General features: G+C 54.0%; 11 protein-coding genes. 3 read left to right on the top strand and 8 right to left on the bottom strand.

What is annotated here, in order from left to right; translation table 11 throughout:
- Positions 1–268 precede the first annotated feature (268 nt).
- The 3 genes from ACQKPA_RS16680 to ACQKPA_RS16670 all read left to right on the top strand — a co-directional run bounded on the left by ACQKPA_RS16680 (position 269) and on the right by ACQKPA_RS16670 (position 2,877).
- On the top strand, positions 269–814 hold the full coding sequence (locus ACQKPA_RS16680; protein ID WP_427493713.1) for a PadR family transcriptional regulator: 546 nt from the start codon (positions 269–271) through the stop codon (positions 812–814).
- A gap of 43 nt (positions 815–857) precedes the next feature.
- Entirely contained in the window at positions 858–2,009 is a 1,152-nt protein-coding gene (locus ACQKPA_RS16675; protein WP_427493712.1) for an MFS transporter, read from the top strand.
- A gap of 241 nt (positions 2,010–2,250) precedes the next feature.
- The gene (locus ACQKPA_RS16670; protein ID WP_427493711.1) at positions 2,251–2,877 is read left to right on the top strand and encodes a DUF3298 domain-containing protein; all 627 of its coding nucleotides are present in this window, start codon (positions 2,251–2,253) and stop codon (positions 2,875–2,877) included.
- A gap of 110 nt (positions 2,878–2,987) precedes the next feature.
- On the opposite strand, the gene htpG is transcribed toward ACQKPA_RS16670, so the two are convergent.
- The 8 genes from htpG to ACQKPA_RS16630 all read right to left on the bottom strand — a co-directional run bounded on the left by htpG (position 2,988) and on the right by ACQKPA_RS16630 (position 15,827).
- Complete coding sequence (htpG, locus tag ACQKPA_RS16665) at positions 2,988–4,865, bottom strand: molecular chaperone HtpG (protein WP_427493710.1); 1,878 nt, start codon at positions 4,863–4,865, stop codon at positions 2,988–2,990.
- Positions 4,866–5,115: 250 nt separating this feature from the next.
- Positions 5,116–6,357 carry an MFS transporter gene (locus ACQKPA_RS16660; protein WP_427493709.1) on the bottom strand — a complete coding sequence of 414 codons (1,242 nt, stop codon included), beginning with the start codon at positions 6,355–6,357 and terminating at the stop codon, positions 5,116–5,118.
- 45 nt (positions 6,358–6,402) lie between these two features.
- Positions 6,403–9,519, bottom strand: coding sequence for a glycoside hydrolase family 2 TIM barrel-domain containing protein (locus ACQKPA_RS16655; RefSeq protein WP_427493989.1), 3,117 nt, complete (start codon positions 9,517–9,519; stop codon positions 6,403–6,405).
- A gap of 150 nt (positions 9,520–9,669) precedes the next feature.
- The gene (locus tag ACQKPA_RS16650) at positions 9,670–10,482 is read right to left on the bottom strand and encodes a carbohydrate ABC transporter permease (RefSeq protein ID WP_071221250.1); all 813 of its coding nucleotides are present in this window, start codon (positions 10,480–10,482) and stop codon (positions 9,670–9,672) included.
- Positions 10,479–11,486, bottom strand: coding sequence for a carbohydrate ABC transporter permease (locus ACQKPA_RS16645; RefSeq protein ID WP_427493708.1), 1,008 nt, complete (start codon positions 11,484–11,486; stop codon positions 10,479–10,481). Before ACQKPA_RS16645 ends, ACQKPA_RS16650 begins: the two co-directional genes overlap by 4 nt.
- A gap of 23 nt (positions 11,487–11,509) precedes the next feature.
- Positions 11,510–12,787 (bottom strand): ABC transporter substrate-binding protein, encoded by a 1,278-nt coding sequence (locus ACQKPA_RS16640; protein ID WP_427493707.1) that lies wholly within the window; start codon positions 12,785–12,787, stop codon positions 11,510–11,512.
- Between the two features lie 141 nt (positions 12,788–12,928).
- Positions 12,929–14,104, bottom strand: a complete 1,176-nt coding sequence (locus tag ACQKPA_RS16635) for a response regulator (protein WP_427493706.1) — start codon at positions 14,102–14,104, stop codon at positions 12,929–12,931.
- A complete protein-coding gene (locus tag ACQKPA_RS16630; RefSeq protein ID WP_427493705.1) occupies positions 14,082–15,827 on the bottom strand; it encodes a cache domain-containing sensor histidine kinase in 1,746 nt (581 codons plus the stop codon). The genes ACQKPA_RS16635 and ACQKPA_RS16630 overlap by 23 nt, the downstream gene beginning before the upstream one ends.
- Positions 15,828–16,005 lie beyond the last annotated feature (178 nt).

The raw sequence follows: 16,005 nt of genomic DNA, 5'->3' as shown, positions 1-16,005 counted from the left end.
CTCTGCAAGCACATGCATCTACTCCCTGCTGTGCACAACGCATCCAAGTTCTGCTATATTTCTCAATTTGAGTTGGCTTCTTTCCTCCCCCTTCGCATTCTTCCAGCCGATCCTTCTGGGATCGGCTTCAATCGTTGCACCTCTCCATCCTGAAATTCGGACGACTGTTACTTGGAGAGCGATTGCTAAAATACTCTCCAGGTATTGCACTTTTGTATCGTATCGATATATATTTATATCGATACGATATATTTATGGAGGAGCTCATATGTATGAAATTTTTGTTCTGGGTGAATTGATGACCGGGGATAAACACGGCTATATGCTCCAAGAGATTCTTAAAAATGCAGGTGGGCCTTACCGTCAGATCAGTTCCGGAACGTTATACCCCCTGCTCTCCCGGATGGTGGATCACGGGTGGATCCATCTTCGTCTGGACGAATCCGGCGGAGGCAAACGCCCCCGAAAAATCTACGGGATTACCGATTCCGGACGGAAGAAGTTTCTCGATCTTATGGAGACCCCCCTGGACTACAACATGGACACGGAGCAAATATTCCATTTCAAAATGGTGTATTTCAGGTATGTACCGAAGAAGGTTCGGCTCGATTGTCTAGAGCAATATTTGATTTATCTGGAGACCAACCTGAAACATGTGACGGACTTTGAAGCCGAGATCACGTTCTACAAGCCTGAGCCAGCGAAACAGCGGCTTCAATTGCTGAGGGTGCTGGATCACCGGAAGCAGATGGGAATGACGAATATCGAGTGGGTCAAGAAAGAAATAACGGCCGTTAAGTCCGAAGAGGACTAGCGTTCAAGCGTTTTTCACATTGGATATAAGGAGGGATAGGAAGATGGAACGTTTATGGACAAAACCGTTTATTCAGATGACGGTCGGGATGCTGTTTCTGTTTACGGGCTTCTATCTGCTGCTGCCCACGCTTCCGCTGTATATCAAGCATTTAGGCGGCTCCGAGACCCAGGTGGGCTTGGCGGCCGGTGCGTTCACGCTGACGGCGGTTGTGTTTCGCCCAATGGTCGGGGGATTGGTGGATCGGTACGGCAGGAGAGCTTTTTACATTTGGGGTCTTATCTTCTTTGTTCTCTCGATGTATCTCTACGATTGGGTTGGCAGCATTCTGCTTCTGCTCGCGCTGCGAATCCTTCACGGCGCGAGCTGGGCTTTCTCGACAACCTCTATCGGAACGGTCATTACGGATTTAATTCCGACCTCCCGTCGTGGGGAAGGCATGGGCTGGTACGGTATGGCGATGACGGTGGCAATGGCCATCGGCCCGATGCTGGGTACTTATATCGTTAGCGGGTATTCGTTTCGGACGTTGTTTCTTGTCGCTACCGGGCTCTCTCTGATTGCCTTCATACTGGCCTACATGACCAGAGCCCCTTATCAAGCCAAACCTTCGGCAGGACGAATTCAGCTTGTCGAGAAATCCGTTCTCCCGGTCACCGTCGCCATCTTTTTTCTGGCTGTCGCTTATGGGGGAATTACAACCTTTCTCCCGCTGTTCGCCGAGTCCATCCGGGTCAATCCGGGAACCTTTTTCCTGGTGTACGCCGTCGCTCTTACGTTAATTCGGCCCTTTGCCGGGAAGCTGTCGGACCGTTTCGGCGAAGCGGCTGTCATCATTCCGTCCCTTGTCGTAACGGCCGGCGCTCTGATCGTCTTAAGCCTGTCGAGCGGATTGCCCGGACTGATTACGGCGGCCATTCTGTACGGCATCGGCTTCGGCTCGGCCCAGCCCGCTCTTCAAGCAGCCACCCTGCGCATTGCTCCCGAAGATCGGAGAGGCGCAGCCAACGCCTCTTTCATGACCGCATTCGATCTCGGCATCGGGCTTGGCGCCATCCTGCTGGGCCTGGTCTCCGAGCGTATCGGCTATGCATATCTGTTTACGGTTACGGCAGTATCGGTTGTCGTATCCTTGGCCATATTCACGATCTTTGTTAGAAGACTGCTTACGTCTGGTATTGCAGAGAAGGAGTGAGGGCCGTCCGATTTACAACAAACACGCCCACGGACTTGGACTCCCGCTGTCGCATTGGAGCGTTCTGTCGCATTGGAGCTCTCTGCCTGACCGAAGCCGTTCTGCCGGGTTGACCGGGCTGCCGACCCTCTAAGCCCACCAGCCTCGGGAGTCCGAACTTCCTCCCCTCCGGCTGCGTAACCTCCGCGCCCGTTTCCGAATAGGCTAACGTATCTGATGTTAGATTGGAGCGATGGTACGCATGGCACAATATGTACCGCCGGTGAGCATCCATACCCTCACGCATACGGCACCCGGTCTCGTGATTCATTATCCGCAGGTATACGGCCTTATGAATCCTGGAGCAGAAGAAGCCATCAACCGGGCCATTATTGTTAAAATCCAGGATATGCAGCGTGAACAGCAGCACGTTCAGACCGGCACCAACCCGCAAACGACGGGCACCTTTGAGATTAAAACGAACGAGCGTGGCATTCTTAGCCTCGTGCTGGCCAACTACACTTACTCCGAGCATATGGCGCACGGGTATACGGTGACCAAAGGATTGACCTTCTCCACGGCCACCGGTAAATCCTACGCCTTATCCGACCTGTTCCGTCCGGGCTCCAGCTATCAAGCCGTTTTGGCCGCCGAAGTGAACCGTCAGATCAAGGAACGCGGCATTCCCGTGCTGGAGAACGGTCCGGTCACCGTTTCGCCGAATCAGGACTTCTATCTGGCAGATAAGTCACTGGTCATCTTCTATCCGTTATATGCCATCACGCCGTACTATGTCGGCTTTCCGATGTTTCCCATATCGGTATATGACCTCTTGGGTATTGCGCCCGAGAACGGATTGTTATCGGATCTTGCCGCGGACGTGGCGTAGGGAGCTGCATCGCGTTCAGGTGATATGCACAAAAAAACAAACCCGATTCCCTGGTGCCTTACCAGCGTTTCGGGTTTGTTTATTATCATCGCATGAGCTAGCTACGACGGTTACACCATGATTTTGCAAATATCGTTCGTGAATTCCACCGGATCGGCAATCGGCAAGCCTTCGATCAACAGCGCCTGATTGTACAGCAGATTCGTGTAGAGCTTCAGCTTATCCTGATCCGCTTGCTGTGCCTTCAGGGATTTGAACACCTCATGGTTCGTGTTAATCTCCAGCACCTTGTCGGCTTGGATATCCTGTCCGTTCGGCATCGCCTTCAAGATCTTCTCCATCTCAATCGATACATCGCCCTCCGTGGACAGGCATACCGGATGGGATTTCAGTCGTTTGGAGGCTTTAACGGATTTCACCTTGCCGGCCAAGAGGCTGCCCATAGCTTCAAAGAGCTCTTTATTGTCGTTCTCTTCAGCATCATTCTCCTGTTTGTCCGTCTCGGAATCGAGGCCAAGATCGCCGCTGGATACCGACTTGAATTCCTTCTCCTTGTATTTCATGAGCATCTTGATCGCAAACTCATCGACATCGTCGGTGAAGTACAGAATTTCATAACCTTTGTCGAGCACCATTTCCGTCTGCGGGAGCTTCTCGATCCGGTCGATGGAATCACCGGAAGCATAATAGATATACTTCTGATCCTCCGGCATTCTCGATACATACTCGTCCAGGGAGACCAGCCTCTTCTCCTTGGAGGAAGTGAACAGCAGCAGATCTTGAAGATCTTCCTTGTTCATGCCGTAATCGTTATAGACGCCGAATTTCAGGCCTCTGCCGAAGGATGCGAAGAACTTCTCGTAGTTCTCCCGCTCGTCCTTCATCATGCCCTGCAGCGCGCTTTTCACTTTGCTCTTGATGTTCTTGGCAATCAGCGTCAGCTGACGGTCATGCTGGAGCATCTCGCGTGAGATGTTCAGCGACAGATCCTCGGAATCGACCATCCCTTTCACGAAGCTGAAGTAGTCCGGCAGCAAATCGCCGCATTTGTCCATGATCAGGACGCCGTTGGAATAGAGCTCAAGCCCTTTCTCGTATTCCTTGGTGTAATAATCGAACGGCGTATTCTCGGGAATGAACAGAATCGCGTTATATACGACGGCACCGTCGGCTTTGACATGAATGTGTTTGAGTGGTTTATCGAAGCCGTACCGCTTCTCGTTGTAGAAATTCACGTAATCTTCGTCCGTCAGCTCGCCTTTGTTCTTGCGCCAGATCGGCACCATGCTGTTGATGGTCTGTTCTTCCTGGACTTCCTCGAACTCATTCTCGGCATCAGCCTTCGGACGCTGCGTTTTCACGTCCATCTTGATCGGATAACGGATGAAGTCCGAATACTTCTTGATGATCGCTCTTAAGCGATATTCTTCCAAATACTCGTCATACTGATCATCTTCCGTGTTCTCTTTGATCTTCAGAACGATCTCGGTTCCGACGGAATCCTTATCGGCCGGCGTAATGGTATATCCATCCGCGCCTTCGGATTCCCACTTGAATGCTTCGTCGCTGCCGAGGGCACGGCTCGTCACGGTAACGACATCGGCAACCATGAAGGCTGAATAGAAACCTACGCCGAATTGGCCGATGATATTGTGGCCGTCCTTCGCTTCGTTCTCACTCTTGAATGCAAGGGAACCGCTCTTTGCGATGACGCCGAGGTTGTTCTCGAGGTCCTCCTTTGTCATTCCGATCCCCGTGTCGGTAATGGTCAGCGTACGGTTTGCTTTATCTGCAGTAATCTTAACGTAGTAGTCTTCTTTATTAAAGGTCAAGTTGTCGTCGGTCAGCGCTTTATAGTAAATCTTGTCGATCGCGTCGCTGGCATTTGAAATCAGCTCACGCAGAAAAATTTCGCGCTGCGTATAGATGGAGTTAATCATCATCTCGAGCAGCCGTTTGGACTCAGCTTTAAACTGTTTTTTCGCCATGAAAAAATCTCCCTTCCAATCTGAACGAGGTTTCTTTTTAGCACTCTTTACAACAGAGTGCTAACACTTCTTCTATTTAAACATGTACCAATTTTTGATGTCAATATGTTTAAAGACTTTCCCTGGGACAAATATGGATTCAGCCTGCAGCGGTGAAGCAGACGCCGTAAGATGAATAAGAAAGAGCCTGCTGCAATCGGCAAAAAGGCCGCCTAAAAGGCGGATTTCCCTTTTAGACGGCCCTTCACAATCATGGCTCGATACCGCTGTTTATTCTCTTGGATAAGACCGGGCGAATCCACCATACGTAATACAGGCCGCATAGGAGCAGCACGCCGGCCGTGGCCAGAAAGGGAAGCCGATAATCCTGCCGGGCCAGGATCAGTCCGGCAACAAAGGTTGCCCCGGACGAGCCTAAACTTCGGAATACCGACCTCATGCCGGCGTACAGATTCCGTTCCTTTTCATTGAAGGCCGACATCAGCAGACTGTCCAGCAGATTGGACAGCATGGTTACGCCACCGCCCCGCAGCAGAAACAGCCCGACAAACAGCCATACGGGGAGAATCATGTATAGAGCGGCAAACAGCAAAATATTAACGATAAATACCGAGATAATGGCCGTGTTATAACCGAACCGCTCCATGACGTACGGCGTCATCAACGAGCATATAAACAGCAGGATCGCGCCGATGGCCAGAATCAGGGATACCTGGTCGTCCATCCAATCCAGGCGGAACTTCACGATGACGTTCAGGAATGAGCCGGTCATGGCGATACAGCCGCCGAGCAGCGCCGTAAACACGGCGAACAGCCACAAGGTCCCGGAGGATAGAGGCCCCATAAGCCTGGAGATGCCTCTCGAAGGCGAAACTGTCGCCGCTGCCTCCTCCGAAGCCTTGTTCTCGGCAGGAAGCCAGAACGCCCGGATGACGCCGTGAAGCACAAGCACCAGCCCGGTCAGCAGAAGCGACACTTCATAACCTCTGCTTCCTTCGAACCCCTTCGAAATATATCCTGCCGCCAGCGTTCCGAGACCCGTGAAAGCCGTAAAGACGGCAAACATCAAGGAAAATGCACGGGCTTCCTCCTTACGGGAACGGCAATAATGGAAGAGAAGCTGGATCTCCGTCGTCTCCACCAGCGTCAAGCCGGCAGACACCAATATTTGAGCGGCATAAAACCACAGCAATTCATCGCTGGCGGCAAACAGCACATTGCCCGCGGCAATAAAGAATACGCCGGTAACCAGCAGTTTCTTTCTTCCGGTCCGGTTAGCGAGCAGCGATACCGGAATGGCGAGAACGCCCATGATCAGTATGCCCATCGATACCAACGCGCCGATCTCGTCCTCCCTTAGCCCCCGGAAGAGCAGATGCAGATTCAGGACGAGTGTATAGAGACCGATTCCGATGCCGTAGAAGGCCTCGCTTATCAGGAACCGGCGCACCCCCGTAGACAGCTGCAGCAGGTCTTTGATGTAAAAGGACATGTTATTCCCCTTCTCCAGAAAATCCGATGACGATCTGAAATGAAATCAGTCGCTTACTTGTATAATTCCGCTTCCGAGCGCTTCCGAGCGCATCCGCCGGCTCAGCCGTACCGGGTCGGTATCCTCGGCGGCGTAAGCCTTCAGCAGCATGCGGAACGAGAACGGCTCCGGCTTGATCGAGTGCTCGGGAGCCTGTGCCGGACCGCAGCTGTTGCTGCCAAGCCCGTTCTGCCGGTAATCCAGGTTCAGCGTAATGAAGCTGCGCGGAACAAGATCGCTTGCATGCGCCGCGGCCTCGACATCCTGATCGGTGTAACGGCTCGCACTGAAGTTCAAGGAGGGCTCGCCAACGGCGAGAAGCCCCAAACCAGCGCCATCCGCGAGCGAGATCCAGCGGACATCCGATCGGTTCCCATTCTCCTGCGGATAAATATAAGGCGTGAACAACCCGTCCACGGTGCTGCGGTATTCCCCGAACCGTCCCGCTTCACGGCTGTCCGGGTAGCTTTCCCCAGGTCCTCTGCCGTACCACCGGACATGCTCCATATCGCCCGCGACCTGCATTTGCAATCCGATTTTCGGCAGCATGGCAGGCGGCGTGCCGATCGGCTCGCCCTTCACGTCCAAAATCATCAGACCGCTGGAGGTGATCGTATAGGTCGTTTCGCAGCGGAAGCCCCAGTCATATACCGGCGGGGCAATGCGGGAAACCCGCCGTACCTCAACGCATTCCTGGTCTAACCGCTTCCATTCGAAATGATCGATCCGTTCAGAGAGCCGGTCCAGATGGGCCTTGCGCCAATCCGGGAGCACGTACATATCGTTATCGATCGGCGGACGCCAGAAGTTCAGCGCGGGTCCGCCAAGCATGATTCTTTTGCCATCCATGGACAAGGTTTCAAAGCCGGAATGTAGGGCGCTGAGGGACAACTGAAAGCTTCCATTCCCCACTTGAAGGCTATGCTTCTCCTCGCTTATCTGCAAAGCTCCCCGCCGCAGGGCAGTCGTTGACTCGATTTCAGGCTTCGACCATTCCCGCAGCAGAAGCTGAGACCACGCCACCTCATGTCCCTGTTCCGCCCAGCGGCAGTCCGCAGCCAGCGAGAGGGATACCTCCAGCCACAGCTCGGCATAAGGACTCACGCCTATTGTCGCCTGCTCCAAAACCTTCGAGAGGCTTAGCTCCGCGCTTGTGCCTGCTTCGATGCGGGGAAGGTCCAGCGCTCCGCTGTGGACAAGCTGTCCATCGGCCAATACCCGGTAATGGGCCTGCAAATGATCCAGCGAACTGAAATCATAACGGTTCATGATATGAAGCACACCGTGTCCCGGCATCGACATGCGGACAGGTTCAATGACCTTTTTGTATTCCAGAAGTCCAGGTGAAGGCGTCCGGTCCGGACGGACCAAACCATCAATGACAAAATTGCTGTTGTTCGGCACATCGCCGTAATCGCCGCCGTATGCATAATCCTTCCTGCCGTCCGGGGTCCTTCTGCTCAGCCCGTGATCGATCCATTCCCATACGAAGCCGCCCGCCAGGCGGGGATGCGCTTCAAAGGCATCGAAGTAGGGGCGCAGTCCGCCAGGCCCGTTGCCCATCGCGTGCGCGAATTCGCACAGAATATGCGGCTTGGGATGATCGGTCATTTTTCCGAAGCCTTCCATCTTCTCGACGGAGGAATACATGGTGCTCACCACGTCGCACACCTCGGCTTCGCGGTCCTCCTCGTAATGGATCAGCCTCGTGGGGTCATTCTCCCGGCACCAGTCCGCCATTGCACGGAAATTGCAGCCGAAGCCGGACTCGTTGCCGAGGGACCAGAACAGCACGGACGGATGGTTTTTATCCCGCTCCACCATCCGGCGGACGCGGTCCACGTACGCTTCCTTCCACTCGGGATCGTCGCTCAGGCGGGATATGTTGCCGAGCGGCTCGAAGCCGTGGGTCTCCAGATCCGTCTCTTCCATCACGTACAGTCCGTACACGTCGCACAGCTCGTAGAACCGCGGATCATTCGGATAATGCGCCGTCCGTACGGCATTGATGTTGTGCTGCTTCATCAAGCGGATGTCGTCCAGCATCGTGGACAGGGTGACGGTTCGGCCCGTGTCCGGATGATGGTCGTGGCGGTTGACCCCCTTCAGCAGGATCGCCCTGCCATTAACGATGAGCTGCCCGTCCTTTACTTCGATGGTGCGGAAGCCGACTCGCTGCGCCACCGTCTCCAGCGTCTTTCCCTGGGCATCCCGCAGGGTGACCACCAGATGGTACAGTGCCGGTGACTCGGCACTCCATAAATCCGGGGCCGCCACCTCTATCGCAAAATCCTCGGCAGCGGAGTGTGCGACGTCCTTTTCGACTGAACCCACCACCGCACCGGTTCCATCCAGCAGCTGCAGCTGTACCAACCCGGACTCCGTTCCTTCCAGCTCCAATCGCACCTGCAGCTTGGCGTTCCGATACTCCGCATCCAGCTCGGTCGTTACGCGGAAGTCGTTGAAGCGAAGCGCCGATGGCTCGGCAACCAGATACACATCCCGGAAAATGCCGCTCATCCACCACATGTCCTGGTCTTCCAGATAGCTTCCGTCGGACCACTGGTATACCCGGACGGACATCCTGTTTACCCCAGGCTTTAAATAAGGCGTCAGATCGAATTCCGAGGTCAGCCGGCTGCCTTGGCTGTAACCGATAAACGACCCGTTCAGCCACACATGAAACGCGCTGTCCACCCCGTCGAATTTGACGCAAATCTTTCTGCCGTCCCAATGTTCCGGAAGCTCGAACTCGCGTACGTAACTTCCGGTCGGATTCGCATTTGGCACATGCGGCGGATCCACAGGGAACGGATAGTACAGGTCCGTGTAATGCGGATGCCCGTAGCCCTGCAGCTGCCAGTGCCCCGGAACCGGAAGGTCATCCCAGGCCGATACATCGTAATCCTCTTGATAAAATGCTTCAGGAGCGCTCTCCGGCTCCTCGGCATAGTGGAATTTCCACACCCCGTTCAGCGATTGGTACCAGGCCGAGCTGCCTCTGTCATAACTGAGCGCTCCGTCCTCATCCGCGAACGGAATGAAATAGGCCCGGCTCTTCGCCCGGTTCCGTTCCAGCACGCTCAGGTCATCCCAGTCGCGGCTTATATGACGGTCTTTCATCATGTCTCTCCATCCTTTCCCAAGCTGTCTAAGCTTCTAGAGGTCGTTCAAAAAGTCATCTTTCCATAGTTTTTGAACACGCATTTCTATGTTCGGATATTGCATCATGCAACATAACGATCTTGGATGCCTATTATCAACCGGCACCGTTTATCCCTTGATCCCCGTCGTGGCAATGCCGCCAACAATATAACGCTGCGCGAAGAAAAAGACGGCCAGCGGCGGAATTGAGATCAGGCAGGTGATCGCCATGATGGATTGCATGTCGACGCCGTGCATGCCCTTGAATTGGGATAACCCCAGCGTCAGCGTATATTTCGTCTGATCATTCAGGAAGATGAGCGGACCCAAATAATCGTTCCAGCAGCTCATCATATGGAACACGGCCACCAGAATGAGCGAGGGTCCCATCAGCGGTACGATGATCCGCAGCAGAACGGTCATTTTGCCCGCCCCGTCAATGGTTGCCGCTTCATCCAGCTCCTTCGGCAAGGTCATGATGAACTGGCGCAGCAGAAAAATAAAGTAGGCGGAACCGAACCAGGACGGAACAATGAGCGGTTTGAGCGTATTGATCCAGCCCAGGTAGTTGAATTCCATATACTGCGGAATCATGGTCACTTCCCACGGAATCATCATGGTGGCAAGCACGATCAGAAACAGCGCATCCCGCCCCTTGAACTGAAACCGGGCGAACCCGTATGCCACCAGCGTGCACGATATGAGCTGCCCGAGCGTCGACAGCAGCGTCACAATCAGCGTATTTTTCAAAAACAGGTTAAACGGCTGAATGCTCCAGGCTTCCGCAAAATTGCTGAATCTCCACACGGAAGGAAACCATTTTGGAGGAAACAGATACAGCTCCTGCTGCGACTTCAGCGCTGTTGTGATCGCCCAGAAGAGCGGAGCAATGAACAACAGCGAGCACAAGATGAGCAGTGTGTAAGTAATTACTTTTTTCATGCGGAACGCCCCTCTCTGCCGGCAGGCACGCCTGCTTTGGCACGCTTCGGCTTCGGCTTCTCCTTCTTCATCTCACCCTCATAGAACACCCAGGCCTCCGAGGACTTAAACACAAGGAACGTCAGCGTTAGCACGATCAGGAACATGAACCAGGCGTTGGCTGCGGAATAACCCATCTTGAAATATTTGAACGCATTCTCGTACATGTACATCGCATAGAAAAACGTCGACTTCAGCGGGCCCCCGCCCGTAAGCAGTAGGGCCAGCGTCAGCTGCTGGAATGCGGCAATGATGGACGTAATCAGGTTGAACAGCAGCGTTGGCGTAATCATCGGAATGGTCACGTTGAAGAACTGCCGAATCTTGCCCGCCCCGTCCATTGAGGCCGACTCATACAGGTCCTTCGGAATTCCCTTGAGACCCGCCAGAAAAATAAGCATCATCGAGCCCTGTCCCCACAGGCTTGCAATGACCATGGCGACCAGGGACCACTTCGTATCATTCAGCCAATCCGGCCCTTCGATGCCGACCAGCGATAAGAAATAGTTCAGGATCCCGTAATCCCCGCTGTATACCCAGGACCAGATCATGGCCAGGGCTACGCCGGAAATGACCGACGGCAGATAGAAGGCGGTGCGGAAGAACGCGCTCCCTTTTACCTTCTGATTCAGCAGCATGGCGAGTCCCAAAGCCACGATGATGTTCAGCGGCACAAACAAAGCAGCGAATTTTAGCGTAACCAGCAGCGATTTCCAGAACAGCGGATCATTCGAGAACATCTCCACATAGTTGTCGATGCCGACAAAGGTCACCTGGCCAACGATCGGCCAATCAAAAAACGAAATGACGAGGGAAAACAGCAGCGGACCAAGCGTAAAAACCAGGAATCCGAATATCCATGGAAAAATGAAGAGGTAGGGCACGGCCCCACCCCAACGTTTTGGTCCAAGTCGCTTCGGGGCCGCTGTCTGTTGTTGTGAGTACGGAGTTTGAGTGTGGGCCATTTTCGCGAACCTTCTTTCTTCGTTTATTTCAAATAGCGTTCGCTATCCTTCACCGCCTGGTTCAGAACCTCCTGGGCATCGCTGCCAAACATGACGGCTTCCACGGCTGCCGACAGCTGTCGGTTTACTTCGTTCCATTTCGGATTCAGCAGGAAGGCCGGCGTATTGTCCGAACGCTCCAGCATCGTGTAATACGGCTTGTAGAGCGGATCCTGATCCTTCTTCAGCTCGTTGACCACGCTGACCCGGACAGGCAGGTCGGCCACACGCATTTTGATCGCTTCATCCGATACGTAGAACTTAATGAATTCCCACGCCAGATCCTTGTTCTTGGAATCCTTCGCGATGGACAGAGCGGATTCGGCCAACACGCCCTTCACAGGCTTGCCCTCGAAGGCCGGCATTTCCACCGTACCCACATCGATTCCGGCTTCCCTGAAGGATTCCAGCGGCCAGATGCCGCTCTCCCACATGGCAATTTTGCCGGCTTTGAAAATATCCTCACCGCTCTGCTGCCCTTTGCCTCCGGTCAGGACGGCCGAGCCGTTCTTCAGCATATCGCCCAGCATTTGAATGGCTTCCGCCGTTTCCTTGCTGTTCATGTAGCCTTCAATCGTTGTCCCGTCCTCCGAAATAAAGGAACCGCCGTTGCTCCATACGAACCCTTGAAGGTCATACGTATCATTCTCGGCCCGAACGCCGAAGCCGTACTGCTTCTTGGATTTATCCGTCAGCTTCTGGGCGATCTCCTGGAATTCCGTCCATGTCCATCCATCGCTCGGGTAGGCAATGCCCGCATCGTCGAACATCTTCTTGTTGTAGTACACCACCCGGGTCGTAAAGCCAGCCGGGATTCCGTACAGTTGATTATCAATCTTGCCGTAGTTAAACAATCCTTGGTAAAAATCTTCAATATTCAAGTCCTCGTCCTTGGAAGCGTAGGAATCCAGCGGCTCCAGGGACTGGTGATACGTTGGAAAATCCCACATGTACATCACGTCCGGCGGATTGGCTGCGCCAAATCCCGCGGCCAGCTTCTGATCGAAGCCGTCGGCATATGCCTCCACCTGTACCTTGGTTCCGGGATGCGACTCCTCGAACTTCTTGGCGATCTCTTGTTCAATCTTCAGCGCATCTCCCGTATCCCAGGTAGCGAAGCGAAGCGTCGTTGCCGCGCCCGATGAATTGCCGTCCGGCTCCTTCGATGCCCCAGTCCCGCCGCTGCCGCCGCATGCGGCCAGCAAGGATGCCATTAACGTCATCACCGAAACCAACGCGATCCATGACATTTTCTTTTTCATATTGTCAGCTCCCCTAAAGTATTGAGTTGATATGAATTGAACCGCTTTCATCATAACTCGGATGAAAGCGGTTCAAAACGTGCGCTGATTCGCAGATGATCGTATTTTTGTTCGAACTTGCACGTGCTGGTGTTCATTTGTTTACAATGATTCCCCTTTTTGTTCGGCACGATATTGGCTTGGCGTCTGACCCGTGCAGCGCTTGAACCATTTGCTGAAATATTTGCTGTCGCCAAGACCCGTCTTCTCGGCGATCTCCTGCATCGTTAAGGAGGTTTCGCGCAGCAGACCATAGGCGAGACGGAGCTTGCGCTTATATTGGAATGTGATGAAGCTGTCGCCAACCGTTTTCTTGAACAGGATCGAAAAATGGCTGCGGCTCAGCCCGACTTGCTGGGCCAGCTCCGCTGCCGACCACTCGTCCGCTGGATGCTCGTGCAGCAGATGAACCGCCTGCAGGATCGGCTCCGGCCAATGCTCGCCGCTCAGACCGTACACCCGTTCCAGCTCGGCTTCCTTGTGCAAGGATTGAAAGGCTGCCTGCACATCCGTTAAATCGTGAAGACATTCCCGCGAATTCCATGTGAGCTTCCCGCACCGGCTCTTGATCTCCACCAGCAGGCTGTCTGCCGCTCCCTTAAACTGCTCCGGTACGGCCCAATAACAGCTGTCCGCGCCGTAAGGAATCAACTTGCTGCTGCATAACCCCGGCTCATCGGTGCCCTGCTCCTGAAGCATCCCCTCCCAATTGCTGCTGCAGCCCGCCGTCTTGATCAGATACAGCGAGATGGGATTGCCCTCCCCCTGCCCGGCAAGGCTGCAGAGCTGCCGGAGTTCTCCCGGGAATCGATCGCTATGACCGTTAAGCCAAGCAAACAGGTGAGCGGATACCTGCTCTTCCAACTCGTACCCGTAGGCTGGCGTATCGGACAGCTCACGCTGGAATTTTCCCAGCATCGCTTCGAGCTCTTCGTCCTCGAAGGCGGTTTTCAGCAGATATCCCGAAGCGCCGAGCCTCATCCCCTCTTGCGCATATTCAAAATCCCGGTGACAGCTGAGCAGAATGATCCGGGTTTCCGGTGCAACCTCCTTCACCTTGCGCGACAGCTCGATCCCATCCATCTCCGGCATGACAATATCCGTAATGACCACTTGCGGACGAAACTCCAGAAAAGCCTCCCAGGCCGCCTGACCATTGGGGCTGTCTGCCACAACCTCCATCCCGAACCGGTCCCACGGGACCGTTGAGCGGAGTCCCTTCCGCACAATGCTCTCATCGTCGGCAATCATCACCCTAATGTTCCCTGCTTTCATCATCGCAAGACTCCTCCTTTTTCGGCCAGCGTATAGTAATCGTTGTTCCTTCTCCCTTAACCGAATGCACCTTGAGTCCGTACAGAGGGCCAAAATGCAGCTTGAACTTCTGATCGGCGTTCCGTACGCCAAGCCCGCCGCGGCCCTTCCGCTTCATCTCCTGCGAGAATAACCGGGCGAGTTTCTCCTCCTTGATGCCGGCCCCGTTATCGCGAAGCGTAAGCACCAGCTCATCATGATCCTCCTTGACCTTGACATGGATCTCTCCCTGACCATCGGTGAAGGCATGGAAAAAAATATTCTCGAACAGCGGCTGAAGCGTCATCCGCGGAATCAAATAAGGCAGCAGCGCCTCATCGCAATCCAGCTCATAACGGAACACCTCGCCGTACCGGATCTCCTGGATTTTCAGAAAGTGACCGATCATGCGCAGCTCCCTGTTCAGCGTGACGAGCTCTTGTGAAATATCCAAATTCCCCTCCAGCACCATCGTCAGATGATACAGCATCTGACGGATGTCTTCCGCGCCTTCCAGCCTGGCTTTCCACTGGATGGAGTTGAGTGTGTTGAACAAGAGATGGGGATTGATCTGATAATGGAATGCGCGCAGCTCCGCCTCTTTTTTCAGCCGCTCGCTCTGCTCCACTTCGCCAATCAGTGTCTGCACGCCCGTAACCATCCGGTTAAAACTCATATCGAGGCTGCCCAGCTCATCCCTGCCCTCGATTGGCGTACGGGTATCCAGCTTGCCGAAGCTCACCTTCTGCATCGAGTCCTTCAAGGTCCGGATTCGCGAGGTGAACCGGGAGGAGAACAGATAAGCGATGCCAAAAGCGAGCAGGCAGGAGACGATGGCAACAACCATCGTGTTCGCCCGGATAATGCCCGAGGATTGATAGAACGCCTTGGCGGGAATTCTGGCTTCCATGGTCCATTGGTTAACGTCAAGCGTCCGCGACCAGGTCACATCGTTGTCATGGGGCGTATACGGAGCGTCCGTCTCATACACGACCGTGCCGTCCGGCGATGTAATGAGCAGGTGGGCATGCGTGTCGGCCTCGAACTTGGCATAACTTCGCAGCAGCTCCTCGGCGTTCTCCTCGATCAGAATGACGCTGCCGTCCTGAGCCTTGTCCGGGTGATGGATCGGCACCGCCAATCCCAGGACAGGCACGTTGTCGCTATCGCTGCTCTTGATGGAATGATCCTGTTTATAAAAACCGAGCCAATAAGTCCCGGCATATGCCTTCGGCCTCGTGTTCCACATCGGGATATTGCCGAGTTTATTCATATCCAGATTGTTCTCCCCATAGTAATATCCGGAGGACGTTATGATGTAAATTCCTGCTGTCAGCTGCGTCCGAAGAGACTTCAACAACGATTCGAAGTCGTTTTTCTCCATAATGTCGCCGTATGTGGATGGCGTCCCGGCTCCGATTCCCGAGTGGCTCGGGTCCAGTAGATAGGAATAGATCGTCTCCGCCGTCTGCTTCATCCGCTCCAATGCCGAACTGGTCTGCTGCTCCAGCTGCGCTACGGCATTATCGCCGTATTTACCGAACTGGGAGTTAATCACTTTAGCGGATTGAACATAAGAAAGTCCGCCAAGCGAGAACAGCGGAATCAGGGTGACGATTAAAAAACAAGTAAGCAGCTTGGTTCGTATACTGTGATAGGTGCCGGTGAACAGCCGGCCCACTCGATCTTTGATCCCCTGAAGATTCATGGTTTCTCTCCCCATTGTTGTATCGTATCGCGAAACTTACATCCACTCGTTCCCCATGCGGCAGGACTGCGAACCCGTCCGTGATACCGCTTTCATTATAAACCCGAACAATGAGCTTGTAATTAGGCGGCAAATGGAAAATGAGAGAAAACGGAAAAAGCACCTCTCCCGCAAGGCA

Source organism: Paenibacillus sp. NPDC093718 (genome assembly GCF_050279985.1).
Lineage (GTDB): Bacteria > Bacillota > Bacilli > Paenibacillales > Paenibacillaceae > Paenibacillus_AQ.
The sequence above is the reverse complement of the archived record's forward strand: the minus strand, read 5'-3'. Positions and strand labels throughout refer to the sequence as shown.

Excerpts from the sequence above, each read along its gene's own strand:
- ACQKPA_RS16660 (WP_427493709.1), bottom strand. The coding sequence starts at position 6,357 with ATGTCCTTTTACATCAAAGACCTGCTGCAGCTGTCTACGGGGGTGCGC.
- ACQKPA_RS16640 (WP_427493707.1), bottom strand. The coding sequence starts at position 12,787 with ATGAAAAAGAAAATGTCATGGATCGCGTTGGTTTCGGTGATGACGTTA.
- ACQKPA_RS16635 (WP_427493706.1), bottom strand. The coding sequence starts at position 14,104 with ATGATGAAAGCAGGGAACATTAGGGTGATGATTGCCGACGATGAGAGC.
- ACQKPA_RS16675 (WP_427493712.1), top strand. The coding sequence starts at position 858 with ATGGAACGTTTATGGACAAAACCGTTTATTCAGATGACGGTCGGGATG.
- ACQKPA_RS16645 (WP_427493708.1), bottom strand. The coding sequence starts at position 11,486 with ATGGCCCACACTCAAACTCCGTACTCACAACAACAGACAGCGGCCCCG.
- ACQKPA_RS16655 (WP_427493989.1), bottom strand. The coding sequence starts at position 9,519 with ATGAAAGACCGTCATATAAGCCGCGACTGGGATGACCTGAGCGTGCTG.
- ACQKPA_RS16680 (WP_427493713.1), top strand. The coding sequence starts at position 269 with ATGTATGAAATTTTTGTTCTGGGTGAATTGATGACCGGGGATAAACAC.
- ACQKPA_RS16670 (WP_427493711.1), top strand. The coding sequence starts at position 2,251 with ATGGCACAATATGTACCGCCGGTGAGCATCCATACCCTCACGCATACG.
- htpG (WP_427493710.1), bottom strand. The coding sequence starts at position 4,865 with ATGGCGAAAAAACAGTTTAAAGCTGAGTCCAAACGGCTGCTCGAGATG.
- ACQKPA_RS16630 (WP_427493705.1), bottom strand. The coding sequence starts at position 15,827 with ATGAATCTTCAGGGGATCAAAGATCGAGTGGGCCGGCTGTTCACCGGC.
- ACQKPA_RS16650 (WP_071221250.1), bottom strand. The coding sequence starts at position 10,482 with ATGAAAAAAGTAATTACTTACACACTGCTCATCTTGTGCTCGCTGTTG.